Source organism: Citrobacter sp. wls615 (genome assembly GCF_005281355.1).
Classification (GTDB): Bacteria; Pseudomonadota; Gammaproteobacteria; order Enterobacterales; family Enterobacteriaceae; genus Citrobacter; species Citrobacter werkmanii.
In genome coordinates this window covers 26,914-45,277 of the sequence record NZ_SZXM01000082.1, presented here as the reverse complement: position 1 = coordinate 45,277, position 18,364 = coordinate 26,914, and the positions used below count along the sequence as shown (strand labels likewise).

General features: G+C 54.6%; 11 protein-coding genes. All 11 read left to right on the top strand.

Translation table 11 applies throughout. The features are described 5' to 3' along the window. Positions 1-34: 34 nt before the first annotated feature. The 11 genes from FDX04_RS20220 to FDX04_RS20170 all read left to right on the top strand — a co-directional run bounded on the left by FDX04_RS20220 (position 35) and on the right by FDX04_RS20170 (position 18,293). The gene (locus FDX04_RS20220) at positions 35-4,969 is read left to right on the top strand and encodes an alpha-2-macroglobulin (RefSeq protein ID WP_137371390.1); all 4,935 of its coding nucleotides are present in this window, start codon (positions 35-37) and stop codon (positions 4,967-4,969) included. After that, positions 4,970-7,282 (top strand): peptidoglycan glycosyltransferase PbpC, encoded by a 2,313-nt coding sequence (gene pbpC, locus FDX04_RS20215; RefSeq protein ID WP_137371389.1) that lies wholly within the window; start codon positions 4,970-4,972, stop codon positions 7,280-7,282. 149 nt (positions 7,283-7,431) lie between these two features. After that, positions 7,432-7,863, top strand: a complete 432-nt coding sequence (gene ndk, locus FDX04_RS20210) for a nucleoside-diphosphate kinase (protein WP_137371388.1) — start codon at positions 7,432-7,434, stop codon at positions 7,861-7,863. Between the two features lie 194 nt (positions 7,864-8,057). Continuing rightward, entirely contained in the window at positions 8,058-9,224 is a 1,167-nt protein-coding gene (locus FDX04_RS20205) for a bifunctional tRNA (adenosine(37)-C2)-methyltransferase TrmG/ribosomal RNA large subunit methyltransferase RlmN (protein WP_003037713.1), read from the top strand. 285 nt (positions 9,225-9,509) lie between these two features. Next, positions 9,510-10,508: a cytoskeleton protein RodZ gene (gene rodZ, locus FDX04_RS20200; protein WP_137360577.1), complete on the top strand. Its 999-nt coding sequence runs from the start codon at positions 9,510-9,512 to the stop codon at positions 10,506-10,508. 26 nt (positions 10,509-10,534) lie between these two features. Then, positions 10,535-11,653 (top strand): flavodoxin-dependent (E)-4-hydroxy-3-methylbut-2-enyl-diphosphate synthase, encoded by a 1,119-nt coding sequence (gene ispG / locus FDX04_RS20195; RefSeq protein ID WP_137360578.1) that lies wholly within the window; start codon positions 10,535-10,537, stop codon positions 11,651-11,653. 110 nt (positions 11,654-11,763) lie between these two features. Further along, entirely contained in the window at positions 11,764-13,038 is a 1,275-nt protein-coding gene (gene hisS / locus FDX04_RS20190; RefSeq protein ID WP_042306750.1) for a histidine--tRNA ligase, read from the top strand. Positions 13,039-13,051: 13 nt separating this feature from the next. Continuing rightward, entirely contained in the window at positions 13,052-13,672 is a 621-nt protein-coding gene (locus tag FDX04_RS20185) for a YfgM family protein (RefSeq protein ID WP_042306752.1), read from the top strand. A 10-nt stretch (positions 13,673-13,682) separates the two neighbouring features. Next, positions 13,683-14,861: an outer membrane protein assembly factor BamB gene (gene bamB, locus FDX04_RS20180; protein ID WP_042306755.1), complete on the top strand. Its 1,179-nt coding sequence runs from the start codon at positions 13,683-13,685 to the stop codon at positions 14,859-14,861. Positions 14,862-14,978: 117 nt separating this feature from the next. Next, positions 14,979-16,451: a ribosome biogenesis GTPase Der gene (der, locus tag FDX04_RS20175; protein ID WP_038642605.1), complete on the top strand. Its 1,473-nt coding sequence runs from the start codon at positions 14,979-14,981 to the stop codon at positions 16,449-16,451. A 300-nt stretch (positions 16,452-16,751) separates the two neighbouring features. Next, a complete protein-coding gene (locus FDX04_RS20170; RefSeq protein ID WP_042306756.1) occupies positions 16,752-18,293 on the top strand; it encodes a peptide MFS transporter in 1,542 nt (513 codons plus the stop codon). The last annotated feature ends 71 nt before the right edge of the window (positions 18,294-18,364 follow it).

Sequence of the window (18,364 nt, the reverse complement as noted above, 5' to 3'; positions counted from 1 at the left end):
GTAGCTAACGGGCCACTACGGCCAGGGATGAACAATGAAACATTTACGCGTAGCGGCCTGCATGCTGATGCTGGCACTTGTCGGGTGCGATAATAATAACGAAAAATCGACGACGGCTGCGAAGCCGGATGCACCTGCGCCGCAGACCGCGCCCGCAAAAGACAAGGCTCAGTTAGAAAAGCTGATGCAACAAAGTCAGGGCAAGTCGCTGACGCTGTTGGATGTCTCAGAGGTCCAACTCGACGGCGCAGCAACGCTCGTATTGACCTTCTCCATTCCCCTCGATCCGGAACAAGATTTTTCCCGTGTAGTGCACGTTGTCGATAAAAAAAGCGGCAAAGTCGATGGGGCGTGGGAACTGGCGCCAAACCTGAAAGAGCTACGCTTACGCCACCTCGAACCTAACCGGGAACTGGTGGTTACCATTGAGCGTGATTTACTGGCGCTGAATAAAGCGACGTTTGGCATCGATTATGAAAAAAACATCACCACACGTGACGTCCAGCCGAGCGTAGGCTTCGCCAGTCGCGGTTCGCTACTGCCGGGAAAAGTGATTGAAGGGCTGCCGGTGATGGCGCTCAACGTTAACAGTGTGGATGTGAATTTTTATCGCGTGAAGCCAGAGTCGCTTGGCGCGTTCGTCAGCCAGTGGGAATACCGCAATTCGTTGTCGAACTGGGAATCCGATAATCTGCTGAAAATGGCGGAACTGGTCTATACCGGACGCTTTGATCTCAACCCTGCGCGTAACACGCGCGAAAAGCTGTTGCTGCCGCTGAGCGAAATCAAACCGTTGCAGCAGGCCGGCGTTTACATCGCGGTGATGAATCAGGCCGGAAAATACAACTACAGTAATGCCGCGACGCTGTTTACGCTCAGCGATATTGGTGTGTCGGCGCATCGTTACCACAATCAACTGGATGTCTTTACGCAGAGTCTGGAAAACGGCGCAGCGCAGCAGGGCATTGAAGTCACATTACTCAACGAAAAAGGGCAGACGCTGGCGCAAGCCACCAGCGACGCACAGGGTCATGTACAGCTTAAGACTGATAAAGAAGCTGCCTTATTGCTGGCCCGCAAAGACGGGCAGACCACGCTGCTTGACCTGAAACTTCCGGCGTTGGATCTGGCTGAGTTTGATATTGCCGGCGCGCCGGGATACAGCAAACAGTTCTTTATGTTTGGTCCGCGCGATCTCTATCGCCCCGGTGAAACGGTGATCCTCAATGGATTACTACGTGACAGCGACGGTAAAACGTTACCCGACCAGCCGGTGAAGCTGGAAGTCGTTAAGCCCGACGGACAGGTTTTACGCTCGGTTGTCAGCCAGCCGGAGAACGGTCTGTACCGCTTTAGCTGGCCGCTGGACAGCAGCGCGCCGACCGGGATGTGGCATATTCGCGCCAATACTGGCGACAACCAGACGCGGATGTGGGATTTCCACGTTGAAGATTTTATGCCAGAGCGGATGGCGCTCAATCTCACCGCCAGCAAAATGCCGGTAGCGCCAACTGATGAAGTGAAATTCTCGGTGGTGGGTTACTACCTGTACGGCGCGCCCGCCAACGGCAACGCGCTGCAAGGGCAGCTTTTCTTGCGACCATTGCGCGAGGCGGTGCAGGCGTTGCCAGGGTTCCAGTTTGGTAATATTGCCGAAGAAAACCTTTCCCGCAGTCTTGATGAAGTTCAGCTCACGCTGGACGATCACGGTCGTGGCGAAGTGACCACCGCCAGCCAGTGGCAGGAGACGCACTCCCCGTTACAGGTGGTGTTGCAAGCCAGCCTGCTGGAGTCGGGTGGCCGCCCGGTGACGCGTCGGGTTGAACAAGCCATCTGGCCTGCGGATACGCTGCCGGGGATTCGACCACAGTTTGCGGCGAAAGCCGTTTATGATTATCGCACTGACACCACGGTGAATCAGCCTATCGTCGATGAAGACAGCAATGCCGCTTTCGATATCGTTTATGCCGATGCGCAAGGCGATAAAAAAGCGGTGTCCGGCTTGCAGGTGCGTTTGATCCGGGAACGTCGTGATTATTACTGGAACTGGACTGAAGGCGAGGGCTGGCAATCACAGTTTGATCAAAAAGATCTGATCGAAGGTGAGCAGACGCTGGATCTTAAGGCCGATGAAACCGGTAAAGTGAGCTTCCCGGTTGAGTGGGGCGCCTATCGTCTGGAAGTAAAAGCGCCGAATGATGCGGTGAGCAGCGTGCGCTTCTGGGCCGGTTATAGCTGGCAGGATAATAGCGACGGCAGTGGCTCTGTTCGTCCCGATCGTGTAACCCTGAAACTGGATAAACCCGGCTATCGTCCTGGCGATACCATGAAGCTGCATATTGCCGCCCCCGCGGCTGGCAAAGGTTATGCGATGGTGGAGTCCAGCGAAGGACCGCTGTGGTGGCAAGAAATAGACGTGCCTGCGAATGGCCTGGATCTCACTATTCCGGTCGATAAAACCTGGAATCGCCACGATTTGTATCTCAGTGCGCTGGTGGTTCGTCCTGGCGACAAATCCCGTTCGGCGACGCCAAAACGGGCGGTTGGATTGCTGCATTTACCGCTGGGCGATGAAAATCGTCGTCTGGGACTGGCGCTGGAAAGTCCGGCGAAAATACGTCCAAATCAGCCGTTAACCGTCAAGATTAAAGCCAGCGTTAAAAATGGCGACGTGCCAAAGCAGGTTAACGTACTGGTCTCTGCCGTTGATAGCGGGGTGTTGAACATCACTGATTACGTCACGCCCGACCCATGGCAGGCGTTTTTCGGGCAAAAACGCTATGGCGCGGATATTTATGATATTTACGGTCAGGTCATCGAAGGGCAAGGTCGTCTGGCGGCGCTGCGCTTTGGTGGCGATGGCGATGAGTTAAAGCGTGGCGGTAAGCCTCCGGTCAATCACGTCAATATCGTGGCGCAACAGGCGTTGCCGGTCACGCTTAACGAGCAGGGCGAAGGTACGGTGACGTTACCGATTGGTGATTTCAACGGCGAGCTGCGGGTCATGGCTCAGGCCTGGACGGCGGATGACTTTGGCAGCAGCGAAAGCAAAGTGATTGTCGCCGCGCCGGTGATTGCTGAACTGAACATGCCGCGCTTTTTGGCCGGGGGAGATACTTCGCGCCTGACGCTGGACGTGACCAACCTGACCGATAAACCGCAGACGCTGAATATTAAGCTCGCGGCCAGTGGTTTACTGGAACTGATAGGGCAAGATCCTACCCCTGTGAATCTGGCGCCAGGCGTACGGACTACGCTGTTTATTCCGGTGCGCGCGCGGGAAGGCTTTGGCGAGGGCGACATTCAGGCGCAGATTAGCGGTCTGTCCCTGCCAGGGGAAACGCTGCCTGTGCAGCAAAAACAGTGGAAGATTGGCGTGCGCCCGGCGTTCCCTGCGCAAACCGTCAATAATGGCGTTGCGCTCCAGCCGGGGGCAACCTGGCAGCTGCCAGGCGAAGAGTTGGCTAATTTCTCTCCTGTGACGATGCAGGGGCAATTGCTGTTCAGCGGTAAGCCGCCGCTGAATCTGGCGCGCTACATCCGTGAACTGAAAGCCTACCCTTACGGTTGTCTTGAGCAAACGGCGAGCGGGTTGTTCCCTTCTTTATACACTAATGCCGCGCAACTAAAGGCGTTAGGTATCGCGGGCGACAGTGATGAAAAACGCCGTGCGGCAGTAGAGATTGGCATCTCCCGTTTACTGCAAATGCAGCGCGATAACGGCGGTTTTGCGCTGTGGGATAAGAACGGATCAGAAGAGTACTGGCTGACCGCGTATGTAATGGATTTCCTCGTCCGTGCGAACGAACAAGGCTACAGCGTCCCGGTTGAGGTGATTAACCGGGGTAATGAGCGGCTGCTGCGTTATTTGCAGGATCCGGGGATGATGTCGATTCGTTATACTGATGACTCGTCTGCAAGCCGGTTTGCTGTACAGGCCTACGCCGCGCTGGTGCTGGCTCGTCAGCAAAAAGCCCCGCTTGGCGCACTGCGTGAAATCTGGGAGCACCGTGCTCAGGCGGCTTCTGGTTTACCGCTGTTGCAACTGGGGATCGCGCTGAAAAACATGGGCGATGCTAATCGTAGTGAACAGGCGCTTACGTTGGCGCTGAATACTCCGCGTCGCGATGCACAGCAGTGGATGGCGGATTACGGCAGTCAGCTACGCGACAACGCGCTGATGCTGGCCTTGCTGGAAGAGAACAAGCTCAAACCTGAAGAGCAGAATACGTTGCTGAATACCTTGTCAGAACAGGCCTTTGGTCAGCGCTGGCTTTCTACTCAGGAAAATAATGCGTTGTTCCTTGCCGCACGTACGCTACAGGATTTACCTGGCACGTGGCAGGCGCAAACATCACTCTCTGAACAGCCGTTATCAGGTGAGAAATCGCAAACCCGGAATCTGGATGCCGACGAGCTGTCCACGCTGAGCGTCACGAATACCGGTAATCTGCCGCTGTGGCTGCGTCTGGATGTCAGTGGTTATCCGCAAACCGCACCGACGCCTGCCAGCAACGTCCTGCATATTGAACGTCAGATCCTGGGACTTGACGGGAGCAGCAAATCACTGGATTCTCTGCGCAGCGGCGAACTGGTGCTGGTCTGGCTGGAGGTGAAAGCCAGCCAGAACGTGCCGGATGCGCTGGTCGTCGACTTACTGCCTGCCGGACTGGAGCTGGAAAACCAAAATCTGGCCAACGGCAGCGCCAGTCTGCAGGATAGCGCTAGCGAAGTGGCGAACCTGCTCAATCAGATGCAGCAGGCGGATATCCAGCATATTGAGTTCCGTGACGATCGCTTTGTCGCTGCGGTGGCGGTGAATGAAGGACAGCCGGTTACGCTGGTGTACCTGGCGCGGGCAGTAACACCGGGAACGTATCAGGTTCCCGTCCCACAGGTGGAATCAATGTATGTTCCGCAGTGGCGGGCAACCGGTGCGGCAGAGGGGCTTTTGATTGTCAGACCGTAAATGATGCGCGGGTTGGGTAAACGCGGCTGCTGGCTCTGGCTGGCAGTCGTTGCGCTAGTGTTGGTGACGGCAATTTGGGCGGCAGATAAAATCTGGCCACTGCCGCTTCACGAGGTGGATCCCGCACGTGTCGTGGTGGCGCACGATGGTACGCCTCTCTGGCGCTTCGCCGACGCGGACGGTATCTGGCGTTATCCGGTGACGATTGATGAGGTATCCCCCCGCTACCTTCAGGCCTTAATCAAATACGAAGACCGCTGGTTCTGGAAACACCCCGGGGTCAATCCATTTTCAGTGCTGCGCGCCGCATGGCAGGACCTCTCATCCGGGCGTGTCGTTTCGGGCGGCAGTACGCTCACCATGCAGGTGGCACGTTTACTCGACCCCCACCCACGCACTTTTGGCGGCAAGTTTCGCCAGCTCTGGCGCGCTTTGCAGCTGGAATGGCATCTGTCCAAGCGCGACATTCTGACGCTGTATCTTAACCGTGCGCCGTTTGGCGGCACGTTGCAAGGTGTGGGCGCAGCAAGCTGGGCCTATCTTGGCAAATCGCCTGCACAACTGAGCTACTCCGACGCCGCATTGCTGGCTGTGCTGCCACAGGCGCCGAGTCGTCTGCGTCCGGACCGTTGGCCGGACCGCGCTGAGGCGGCGCGTAATAAAGTGCTCGAACGTATGGCAATTCAGGGCATTTGGTCCGCAAAACAGGTGCAGGAGTCACGCGGAGAGCCGGTCTGGCTGGCTCCCAGGCAGATGCCGCAGTTAGCGCCGTTATTTTCGCGCATGATGCTGGGAAAAAGCCGCAGCGACAAAATCGTGACAACCCTTGACGCCGGGTTGCAGCGGCAACTTGAAGAACTGGCGCAAAACTGGAAAGGGCGGTTGCCTGCGCGTAGTTCGCTGGCGATGATTGTGGTCGATCATACCGATATGAGCGTGCGTGGCTGGGTGGGGTCAGTTGATATGAATGATGACTCCCGCTTTGGTCATGTGGATATGGTGAATGCGATCCGCTCACCGGGATCGGTGCTGAAGCCGTTTATCTATGGTCTGGCGCTGGATGACGGATTAATTCATCCCGCTTCGTTGTTGCAGGATGTACCACGGCGAACAGGTGATTATCGACCGGGGAATTTTGACAGTGGTTTTCACGGACCGGTAAGCATGAGTGAGGCGCTGGTACGTTCACTGAATTTACCCGCGGTCCAGGTACTGGAAGCCTATGGTCCGAAGCGTTTTGCCGCATCGTTACGTAACGTCGGTTTACCGTTATATCTGCCTGCAGGAGCTGCGCCGAATTTGTCGCTGATTTTGGGCGGGGCGGGGGCAAGGCTTGATGATATGGCTGCGGCGTATAGCGCCTTTGCCCGCCACGGGAAGGCGGGTAAATTGCGCCTGCAGCCAGCAGACCCGCTACTGGAGCGCCCGCTGATGTCGGCTGGTGCGGCGTGGATTATTCGCCGGATTATGGCTGACGAAGCACAACCGCTACCGGATAACGCACTGAGCAGAGTGGTTCCGCTGGCGTGGAAAACGGGCACCAGCTATGGCTATCGCGATGCGTGGGCGATTGGGATTAACGCCCGTTATGTGATTGGCATCTGGACCGGCAGGCCCGACGGTACGCCGGTGGTGGGGCAATTTGGCTTTGCCAGCGCCGTACCGCTGCTCAATCAGGTCAACAATCTTCTGCTCTCTCGCGGGACGAATCAGCCGGAAGATCCTCGTCCTGAATCCGTTAGCCGCGGCGTGGTATGTTGGCCGGGCGGGCAATCTCTTGCGGTTGGAGACAGCAACTGTCGCCGCCGTCTGGCAACCTGGTTATTGGAAGGCAGTCAGCCGCCAACGCTGTTATTACCCGAGCAGGAAGGCGTTAACGGCATTCGTTTCCCTGTCTGGCTGGACGGCGAGGGCAAACGCGTGGCGGCGGATTGCCCACAGGCGCGCGAACAGACGCTTATCGTCTGGCCGTTGCCGCTGGAGCCATGGCTGCCGGAATCAGAGCGCCGTGGGGCAAGATTACCGCCTGTTTCTGCCATATGTCCGCCGTTGGGACAGGATCCCGCGTTACCGTTGCAGTTGACAGGTCTGCGCGATGGCGCGATTGTGAAGCGTTTACCCGGTTCACCAGAGGCTTCATTGCCGGTGCAAACCAGCGGTGGAACAGGCGATCGCTGGTGGTTTCTTAACGGACAACGTCTGGACGAGCGCGGGCGTCACCTGACGCTACGTCTGACGGCCAAAGGGGATTACCAACTGCTGGTGATGGATGACGCCGGACAGGTGGCGACGGTGAGATTTTCGTTGCAATAGACCAGTTGCTGACAATTTGTTGCTAAAACTCATCTTATTTTAAAGAAATGTTACCTTCATCAATAGTCAATTGCCGGGATGCTCTTTATAATCCGCGCCAGGTCGTACATCTATATAGACAACAACAGAACATATTACAGAGGTTATCAATGGCTATTGAACGTACTTTTTCCATCATTAAACCAAACGCGGTGGCAAAAAACGTTATTGGGAGCATCTTTGCGCGCTTTGAAGCTGCAGGGTTCAAGATTGTCGGGGCTAAAATGCTGCACCTGACCGTTGAGCAGGCGCGTGGCTTCTATGCTGAGCACGACGGCAAGCCGTTCTTTGACGGTTTGGTTGAATTCATGACCTCCGGTCCGATCGTTGTTTCTGTTCTGGAAAGCGAAAACGCCGTACAGCGTCATCGCGATCTGCTGGGTGCTACCAACCCGGCGAACGCGCTGGCCGGTACCCTGCGTGCCGACTACGCTGACAGCTTCACTGAGAACGGGACTCACGGTTCTGATTCCGTTGAATCTGCCGCTCGCGAAATCGCCTATTTCTTTGGTGAGGGCGAGGTTTGCCCGCGTACGCGCTAATCTCCTGCGTCTATAACGCCGTTGAGATGAATTAGCGATTTACATATTATTTTCGCTAATGCTTCGTGCAAACGTGGCATCCCTGCGCCAGACTTTGTACAATGCAACGCCCCGGAAGAGCAGACCGCTTGCCGGGGCGTTTCTTTTTAACCCTCCACGGGCCACAACGTGTAACAACGAGGCCGGAAAAAATTATGTCTGAATTAGTTAACACCTCTGAAGTCGTCATTCCTGCGGTTCCAAATAAAAATGGAAAAATTAACCTGCTGGATCTGAACCGTCAGCAAATGCGCGAATTCTTCAAAGAGATGGGCGAAAAGCCGTTTCGTGCCGATCAGGTCATGAAGTGGATGTACCACTATTGCAGCGACAACTTTGATGACATGACTGACATCAATAAGGTGCTGCGCAACAAGCTGAAAGAAGTCGCTGAAATTCGCGCCCCGGAAGTGGTGGAAGAGCAGCGTTCCTCTGACGGCACGATCAAATGGGCTATCGCGGTTGGCGATCAGCGCGTTGAAACTGTTTATATTCCTGAAGACGATCGCGCGACCCTGTGTGTTTCTTCACAGGTTGGTTGTGCATTAGAGTGTAAATTCTGCTCTACGGCGCAACAGGGATTTAACCGTAACCTGCGAGTGTCGGAAATCATTGGCCAGGTTTGGCGTGCGGCGAAAATCGTCGGCGCGGTCAAAGCAACGGGCGTACGTCCTATCACCAACGTGGTGATGATGGGGATGGGCGAGCCGCTGCTCAACCTGACTAATGTGGTGCCAGCGATGGAAATCATGCTGGATGACTTCGGTTTCGGGCTGTCCAAGCGTCGCGTTACGCTTTCCACCTCAGGGGTTGTACCTGCGTTGGATAAGCTGGGCGATATGATTGACGTCGCGCTGGCGATCTCTCTGCATGCGCCAAACGATGAAATTCGTGACGAAATTGTGCCTATCAACAAAAAGTACAATATCGAAACGTTCCTCGGGGCAGTACGTCGTTACCTGGAGAAATCCAACGCCAACCAGGGTCGTGTGACCATTGAGTATGTCATGTTGGATCACATCAATGACGGTACCGAACACGCGCATCAACTGGCTGAACTGCTGAAAGATACACCGTGTAAGATCAACCTGATCCCATGGAACCCGTTCCCTGGCGCACCGTATGGTCGTAGCTCTAACAGCCGTATCGATCGTTTCTCCAAAGTGTTGATGAGCTATGGTTTCACCACCATCGTGCGTAAAACACGTGGCGATGACATCGATGCAGCCTGCGGTCAATTGGCCGGCGATGTTATCGACCGTACCAAGCGTACTCTGCGCAAGCGTATGCAGGGTGATGCTATCGACATCAAAACCGTTTGATGTCGAGTGCACTACGGTATAATTCATGTACCGTAGTGCAATGTAAGCCAGATGAGGTTCTTTGGTTGTTGTCGTCAGGTCAATAATAACGGTGCGTTTTTGTCGACTTTAAGGCAGTATGTAACGGCGCAACAAGAGTTTAGCCCTCAGGTTTACGCTTTTTTGTCATTGGTAGTCTGACCGTTTTATACTGTCTGACGAAGGTTAACTGACCAGATGTTTCGCGGTGTGGGTGAGCATTGTGACTCGCCGGCGCCAGAACCCAAATTTACGCAGCTGTAGCGAATGAATACTGAAGCCACGCACGACAAAAATGAAGCACTCTCCACCGGCGTTCGTCTGCGCAATGCCCGTGAACAACTCGGATTCAGCCAGCAGGCAGTCGCGGAGCGACTGTGCCTGAAGGTCTCCACGGTACGTGATATTGAAGAAGATAAGGCACCAGCCGATCTTGCTTCAACATTCCTGCGTGGGTACATCCGTTCTTATGCGCGTCTGGTGCATATTCCTGAAGAAGAACTGTTGCCAGGGCTGGAAAAACAGGCGCCAATTCGTCCTGCTAAAGTCGCGCCGATGCAGAGCTTCTCGCTCGGTAAGCGTCGTAAAAAGCGCGATGGCTGGTTAATGACCTTCACCTGGCTGGTGCTGTTTGTCGTTGTCGGACTGACAGGGGCCTGGTGGTGGCAGAACCATAAAGCGCAGCAGGAAGAGATCAGCACCATGGCCGATCAATCTTCCGCTGAACTGAATGCCGGTAAAGACACTGCGCAGAATGTACCGTTAGATACCAGCGCCGCAGCAGGTCAGGAGACAACTCCGGCTGCGGGCGATGGCGTGGTGGCGGACGCAGCGCCAGCGACTGATGCCCCGACAGCCCCGGCACCAGCCACGGATGCGCAACAGAATGCCGTAGTGGCGCCTTCTCAGGCCAACGTCGATACCGCAACCGCCGCGCCAACAGCGCCAGCGAATGCGGCACCGCTGCCGACTGACCAGGCGGGTGTCACTACCCCGGCAACCGATCCTAACGCGCTGGTAATGAATTTTACCGCTGATTGCTGGCTGGAAGTGACCGATGCGACCGGTAAAAAACTGTTCAGCGGTATGCAGCGTAAAGACGGCAATCTCAATCTGACCGGTCAGGCGCCGTACAAACTGAAAATTGGCGCTCCGGCGGCAGTGCAGATTCAGTTCCAGGGGAAACCTGTCGATCTGAGTCGTTTTATCAGAACTAACCAGGTTGCACGTCTGACCGTTAATGCCGAACAATCACCGGCTCAGTAACAGACGGCAATGCGGGAGATTTTTTAATGCATAACCAGGCTCCAATTCAACGTAGAAAATCGACACGCATTTACGTTGGGAATGTGCCGATCGGCGATGGCGCGCCCATCGCCGTACAGTCTATGACCAATACGCGTACCACTGACGTGGAAGCGACGGTTAATCAGATTAAAGCGCTGGAACGCGTAGGCGCAGACATTGTTCGCGTCTCTGTACCGACAATGGATGCCGCAGAAGCGTTCAAGCTGATCAAACAGCAGGTTAATGTGCCGCTGGTTGCCGATATTCACTTCGATTACCGCATTGCGCTGAAAGTCGCGGAATACGGTGTCGATTGCCTGCGTATTAACCCAGGCAATATCGGTAATGAAGAGCGTATCCGCATGGTGGTTGACTGCGCGCGCGATAAAAATATCCCTATCCGCATCGGCGTAAACGCCGGCTCGCTGGAAAAAGATCTGCAAGAAAAATACGGTGAACCGACGCCGCAGGCGCTGCTGGAATCCGCTATGCGTCATGTGGATCATCTGGATCGTCTGAACTTCGAACAATTCAAAGTCAGCGTTAAAGCCTCTGACGTTTTCCTCGCCGTAGAATCCTATCGCCTGCTGGCGAAACAGATCGATCAACCGCTGCACCTGGGGATCACCGAAGCCGGTGGCGCACGTAGCGGGGCGGTGAAATCCGCGATCGGTTTAGGATTGCTGCTATCCGAAGGGATCGGCGATACGCTGCGTGTTTCTCTGGCCGCCGATCCGGTGGAAGAGATCAAAGTGGGCTTCGATATTCTGAAATCGCTGCGCATTCGCGCGCGCGGGATCAACTTTATCGCTTGTCCAACCTGCTCACGTCAGGAATTCGACGTTATCGGTACGGTTAACGCGCTGGAGCAACGTCTGGAAGATATCATTACGCCAATGGATGTTTCGATCATCGGCTGCGTGGTAAACGGTCCTGGCGAAGCGCTGGTTTCTACGCTGGGCGTGACGGGCGGTAACAAGAAAAGCGGCCTGTACGAAGACGGTGTGCGTAAGGACAGACTCGACAACGACGATATGATCACGCAGCTTGAAGCCCGTATTCGCGCCAAAGCGAGTATCCTGGACGAAGCGCGTCGTATCGACGTGCAGCAGCTTGAAAAATAACAACGTGATGGGAAGCGGCGTGCTTCCCGTGTATGATTGAACCCGCATGGCGCCCGCATTGTTCGGGTTAGCGCTGAGGGTTCATTTTTATATTCATAAAGAGAATAAACGTGGCAAAAAACATTCAAGCCATTCGCGGCATGAACGATTATCTGCCTGGCGAAACCGCCATCTGGCAGCGCATTGAAGGCACTCTCAAAAACGTGCTCGGTAGCTACGGTTACAGTGAAATCCGCTTGCCGATTGTAGAGCAGACCCCGTTATTCAAACGCGCGATCGGTGAAGTCACCGACGTGGTTGAAAAAGAGATGTATACCTTTGAGGACAGAAATGGCGACAGCCTGACTCTGCGTCCTGAAGGGACAGCGGGCTGCGTACGCGCCGGCATCGAACATGGTCTCCTGTACAATCAGGAACAGCGTCTGTGGTATATCGGGCCGATGTTCCGCCACGAACGTCCGCAGAAAGGACGCTATCGTCAGTTCCATCAGTTGGGTGTCGAAGTGTTTGGCCTGCAGGGTCCGGACATCGATGCTGAACTGATTATGTTGACCGCTCGCTGGTGGCGCGCGCTGGGTATATCTCAGCATGTCAGCCTGGAGCTGAACTCAATTGGTTCGCTTGAAGCCCGCGCTAACTACCGTGATGCGCTGGTCGCCTACCTGGAACAGCATAAAGAGAAGCTGGACGAAGACTGCAAGCGTCGCATGTACACTAACCCGCTGCGTGTGCTTGACTCCAAAAACCCAGAAGTGCAGGCGCTGCTCAACGATGCACCTGCGCTGGGTGATTATCTTGATGACGACTCTCGCGAGCATTTCGCGGGTCTGTGCAAACTGCTGGAATCCGCAGGGATTGCCTACACCGTCAATCAGCGTCTGGTTCGTGGCCTTGATTACTACAACCGCACCGTATTTGAGTGGGTTACCAGCAGTCTGGGCTCGCAGGGTACCGTGTGTGCCGGTGGTCGTTACGACGGTCTGGTAGAGCAACTTGGCGGTCGCGCAACGCCTGCTGTGGGCTTCGCCATGGGCCTGGAACGACTTGTTTTATTAGTTCAGGCAGTTAATCCGGAATTTATTGCCTCCCCTGTTGTCGATATATACCTGGTTGCTTCAGGCGCAGACACACAGTCGGCGGCAATGCGGCTTGCAGAACGTCTGCGTGATGAAGTTCCTGGCGTGAAACTGATGACCAACCACGGCGGCGGCAACTTTAAGAAACAGTTTGCCCGTGCCGATAAGTGGGGCGCCCGCGTTGCACTGGTACTGGGTGAGTCCGAAGTGGCTGACGGTACCGTTGTAGTGAAGGATTTGCGCTCTGGTGAGCAAACGGCAGTAGCGCAGGATGGCGTTGCCGCGCATTTGCGCACTCTACTGGGCTAAGGAGAAGGACAGCGTGGAAATTTACGAGAACGAACACGACCAGGTTGATGCGGTAAAACGCTTCTTTGCCGAAAACGGCAAAGCGCTGGCGGTTGGGATAATTTTAGGGGTTGGCGCGCTGGTTGGCTGGCGTTACTGGACCAGCCATCAGACGGAGTCCGCACGCTCTGCTTCTCTGGCATACCAAAATACGGTGACCGCGGTTAGTGCGGGTAAAGCGGATAGCATTCCTGCGGCTGAGAAATTTGCCGCAGAGAATAAAAATACCTACGGCGCATTAGCTTCACTGGAACTTGCGCAGCAGTTTGTTGATCAAAATGAACTTGAGAAAGCCGCCAGCCAGCTGCAACAAGGCCTGGCTGCAACCAGCGATGATAATCTCAAAGCGGTGATTAACCTGCGTCTGGCTCGTGTTCAGGTTCAGCTTAAACAGGCTGATACCGCGCTGAAAACACTCGACACCATTAAAGGTGAAGGGTGGACGGCCATTGTTGCCGATCTGCGCGGTGAAGCGTTGCTGAGCAAGGGCGACAAACAAGGTGCGCGTAGCGCATGGGAAGCGGGTGTGAAAAGCGATGCCTCTCCTGCTCTGAGCGAAATGATGCAGATGAAAATCAATAATTTGTCCATCTGAGAGGGACCCGATGCAATTGCGTAAATTACTTCTGCCAGGGCTGCTTTCCGTTACCCTATTGAGCGGCTGTTCACTGTTTAGTGGCGAAGAAGATGTCGTTAAGATGTCCCCATTACCGGTGGTTGAAAACCAGTTTACTCCGTCTACGGACTGGAGCACTTCCGTGGGCAATGGTATTGGTGATTTCTATTCCAATCTTCATCCTGCGCTGGCGGATAACGTTGTCTATGCAGCCGATCGCGCAGGTGTCGTGAAAGCGTTGAACGCAGACGACGGCAAAGAAGTGTGGTCTGTTAATCTGGGTGAGAAAGACGGTTGGTTCTCCCGTGCATCTGCACAGCTTTCTGGCGGCGTAACCGTGTCCGGTGGTCATGTTTACATTGGCAGTGAAAAAGCGCAGGTTTATGCGTTGAATACCAGCGATGGTACCACCGCATGGCAGACGAAAGTTGCCGGTGAAGCGCTGTCTCGTCCGGTTGTGAGCGATGGCGTGGTATTAATCCACACCAGTAACGGTCAATTGCAGGCGTTGAACGAAGCTGACGGCGCCATCAAGTGGACCGTTAACCTCGATATGCCATCCCTGTCTCTGCGTGGCGAATCTGCCCCTGCGACGGCCTTTGGCGCAGCTATTGTTGGCGGTGATAACGGTCGCGTAAGCGCCGTGCTGATGCAGCAGGGTCAGATGATTTGGCAGCAACGTATTTCTCAGGCGACAGGCCCAACGGAAATCGATCGTCTGAGTGACGTTGATACCACGCCGGTTATCGTCAATGGCGTTGTTTACGCGCTGGCTTATAATGGTAACCTGACCGCGCTGGATCTGCGCAGTGGCCAGATTATGTGGAAACGTGAACTGGGCTCGGTGAATGATTTCATCGTCGACGGAAACCGTATCTACCTGGTCGATCAAAACGACCGCATCCTGGCGCTGACTACCGACGGCGGCGTGACGCTGTGGACGCAAAGCGATCTGCTGCACCGTCTGCTGACGTCTCCAGTATTGTATAACGGCAATTTAGTTGTGGGCGATAGCGAAGGCTACCTGCACTGGATTAACGTTGAAGATGGTCGCTTTGTTGCCCAGCAGAAAGTCGACAGCTCCGGTTTCCTGACTGAGCCAGTCTCTGCTGATGGTAAACTGCTGATCCAGGCGAAAGACGGTACGCTGTACTCCATTACGCGTTAATCGTCCTGGCCGCTCGCTTTGAAAAACGGCTCCTGGTGCAGGGGCCGTTTTACTGTTTTTAACAACGGCGCAAAAATGTGCGCGTTGTCTGATGATTTTTTAAATGAGGCTTTAAACATGGTACCTGTGGTCGCGCTTGTCGGGCGCCCTAACGTTGGCAAATCCACGTTATTTAACCGTCTAACTCGCACCCGAGATGCGCTGGTTGCGGATTTCCCGGGTCTGACTCGTGACCGTAAGTACGGTCGTGCGGAAATTGAAGGCCGCGAGTTTATCTGCATTGATACCGGCGGTATTGATGGCACCGAAGACGGTGTTGAAACCCGCATGGCTGAACAGTCTCTGTTGGCTATCGAAGAAGCGGACGTTGTGCTGTTTATGGTGGATGCGCGTGCTGGCCTGATGCCAGCGGATGAAGCCATTGCTAAACATCTGCGTTCACGCCAGAAACCGACGTTCCTGGTGGCCAACAAAACTGACGGACTGGATCCCGATCAGGCGGTTGTTGATTTCTACTCGCTGGGTCTGGGTGAAATTTATCCGATTGCTGCCTCCCATGGTCGTGGCGTTCTCAGCCTGCTGGAGCATGTTCTGCTGCCGTGGATGGATGACGTTGCACCGCAGGAAGAAGTCGATGAAGATGCGGAATATTGGGCGCAGCTGGAAGCCAAAGAAAACGGTGAAGAAGAGCCTGAAGACGACTTCAACCCGCAGGATCTGCCGATCAAACTGGCGATTGTCGGTCGTCCGAACGTAGGTAAGTCCACACTGACTAACCGTATTCTGGGCGAAGACCGCGTGGTGGTTTACGACATGCCTGGGACCACGCGTGACAGCATTTATATTCCAATGCAACGCGACGAACGTGAATATGTGCTGATCGACACCGCGGGCGTGCGTAAGCGCGGGAAAATTACCGAAGCGGTAGAAAAATTCTCAGTTATCAAAACGCTGCAGGCGATTGAAGATGCCAACGTGGTCATGCTGGTGATTGATGCGCGGGAAGGTATTTCCGATCAGGACCTGTCGCTGTTGGGCTTTATCCTCAATAGTGGGCGCTCACTTGTTATTGTCGTCAACAAATGGGACGGCCTGACGCAGGAAGTGAAAGAGCAGGTCAAGGAAACGCTGGACTTCCGTCTGGGCTTTATTGATTTTGCGCGCGTACACTTTATCTCTGCACTGCACGGTAGCGGTGTCGGTAATCTGTTTGAATCGGTCCGCGAAGCGTACGACAGCTCCACCCGTCGCGTTAGTACCGCGATGTTGACGCGTATCATGACCATGGCGGTAGAAGATCATCAGCCGCCGCTGGTACGTGGTCGTCGCGTGAAGCTGAAATATGCCCATGCCGGCGGTTATAACCCGCCGATTGTGGTGATTCATGGTAATCAGGTGAAAGATCTGCCGGATTCATATAAGCGCTATCTGATGAACTACTTCCGCAAAACTCTGGACGTGATGGGGACACCGATCCGCATTCAGTTCAAAGAAGGGGAAAACCCGTTTGCGAATAAGCGCAATACGCTGACGCCGACCCAGATGCGTAAACGTAAGCGTTTGATTAAGCACATTAAAAAAAGCAAATAATCGTTGCTGATGTTGATAAAAACCCGCGCTTGTCGCGGGTTTTTTTTCGGTATTCCATCGCCAGCTTCAGCCCGTGCGATGTCAATCACTATTCGTTTTTTACCAAGTTTAAATCTAAGAAAGTAGACATTTGTCGAGTTTTCATCTTAAAGTCCGGGGGCTGGTACTAGACAAAACTAGCCTTAAGTTATCAAATGGTTAAATAACTTTTCTCCGCATGTAAAAAATCGGTCAGATACGTAACTGGCTGGCGTACATCGCGGTGTTTACACGCACGACGACATAACTTTCGGGAGAATTATGCAATCCTCTGTTAATCAAAAAGAAAGCCGAACTTTCTTCGGTCATCCTTATCCGCTCGGCTCGCTGTTCTTCACAGAGATGTGGGAGCGTTTCTCGTTTTATGGCATTCGCCCATTACTGATCCTGTTTATGGCGGCTACCGTCTATGACGGCGGCATGGGGCTGGCCCGTGAAAACGCCTCGGCGATTGTGGGTATCTTTGCCGGTACGATGTATCTCGCTGCGCTGCCGGGTGGTTGGCTGGCGGATAACTGGCTCGGCCAACAGAAAGCGGTATGGTACGGCTCCATCCTGATTGCGCTTGGTCATCTGTCGATTGCGCTTTCGGCCATTATGGGTAACAACCTGTTCTTTATCGGCCTGATGTTTATCGTGCTCGGTTCCGGTCTGTTTAAGACCTGTATTTCGGTCATGGTTGGCACATTGTATAAAAAAGGCGATGCGCGTCGTGACGGCGGTTTCTCGCTGTTTTACATGGGCATCAATATGGGATCATTCATCGCCCCCTTGATCTCCGGTTGGTTGATTAAAACCCATGGCTGGCATTGGGGCTTTGGTATCGGTGGTATCGGCATGCTGGTGGCGTTAATCATCTTCCGTGTGTTTGCCGTTCCGTCGATGAAACGCTACGACAGCGAAGTGGGACTGGACTCGACCTGGAACAGCCCGGTAGTGAAGCGTAACGGTGTGGGCGCATGGCTACTCGCGCTGGCTGTCGGTGTGGCGGTTATCGTTACGCTGATTGCGCAGGGCGTGATTGTGATTAATCCGGTCGCGGTTGCCAGCATACTGGTGTACGTGATTGCCGCCTCTGTTGCGCTCTACTTTATCTATCTGTTCATCTTTGCCGGCCTGAATCGTAAAGAGCGTGCCAGACTGCTGGTTTGCTTTATCCTGCTGGTTTCCGCCGCATTCTTCTGGTCGGCGTTTGAGCAAAAGCCAACCTCGTTCAACCTGTTCGCCAACGACTACACTAACCGTATGATCGGTGATTTTGAAATTCCGGCAGTCTGGTTCCAGTCGATAAACGCCCTGTTTATCATCCTGCTGGCGCCGGTATTCAGCTGGGCGTGGCCGAAGCTGGCGAGCATGAACATTCGCCCGAGCAGTATCACCAAGTTCGTTATCGGCATTTTGTGTGCGGCGGCAGGCTTTGGCTTGATGATGCTGGCGGCGCAAAACGTTCTCAGCAACGGTGGGGCGGGCGTTTCTCCATTCTGGCTGGTGGGCAGTATCCTGATGCTGACGCTCGGCGAGTTGTGTCTGAGCCCGATCGGTCTGGCGACCATGACGCTGCTGGCACCGGAAAGAATGCGTGGGCAGATGATGGGTCTGTGGTTCTGCGCCAGTGCGCTGGGTAACCTGGCCGCAGGTCTGATTGGTGGTCATGTGAAGGCTGACCAACTGGATATGCTGCCGGATCTCTTCGCTCGCTGCTCGATTGCGCTGCTGATCTGCGCCGCGGTCCTGATCGTCCTCATTGTGCCGATTCGTCGCATGCTGGAGAATACGCAAACTAAACCGGCAACCAGCGCCTGATAACACCTCGATTGTGCCGGGGCAGAGGCTATGCCCCGGTCATTCAATTGATGAGGTATGACGTTTTGTTG

Bases quoted from the DNA above. Each gene is read 5' to 3' on its own strand.
- FDX04_RS20220 (WP_137371390.1), top strand. From the start codon at position 35: ATGAAACATTTACGCGTAGCGGCCTGCATGCTGATGCTGGCACTTGTC.
- pbpC (WP_137371389.1), top strand. From the start codon at position 4,970: ATGATGCGCGGGTTGGGTAAACGCGGCTGCTGGCTCTGGCTGGCAGTC.
- ndk (WP_137371388.1), top strand. From the start codon at position 7,432: ATGGCTATTGAACGTACTTTTTCCATCATTAAACCAAACGCGGTGGCA.
- FDX04_RS20205 (WP_003037713.1), top strand. From the start codon at position 8,058: ATGTCTGAATTAGTTAACACCTCTGAAGTCGTCATTCCTGCGGTTCCA.
- rodZ (WP_137360577.1), top strand. From the start codon at position 9,510: ATGAATACTGAAGCCACGCACGACAAAAATGAAGCACTCTCCACCGGC.
- ispG (WP_137360578.1), top strand. From the start codon at position 10,535: ATGCATAACCAGGCTCCAATTCAACGTAGAAAATCGACACGCATTTAC.
- bamB (WP_042306755.1), top strand. From the start codon at position 13,683: ATGCAATTGCGTAAATTACTTCTGCCAGGGCTGCTTTCCGTTACCCTA.
- der (WP_038642605.1), top strand. From the start codon at position 14,979: ATGGTACCTGTGGTCGCGCTTGTCGGGCGCCCTAACGTTGGCAAATCC.
- FDX04_RS20170 (WP_042306756.1), top strand. From the start codon at position 16,752: ATGCAATCCTCTGTTAATCAAAAAGAAAGCCGAACTTTCTTCGGTCAT.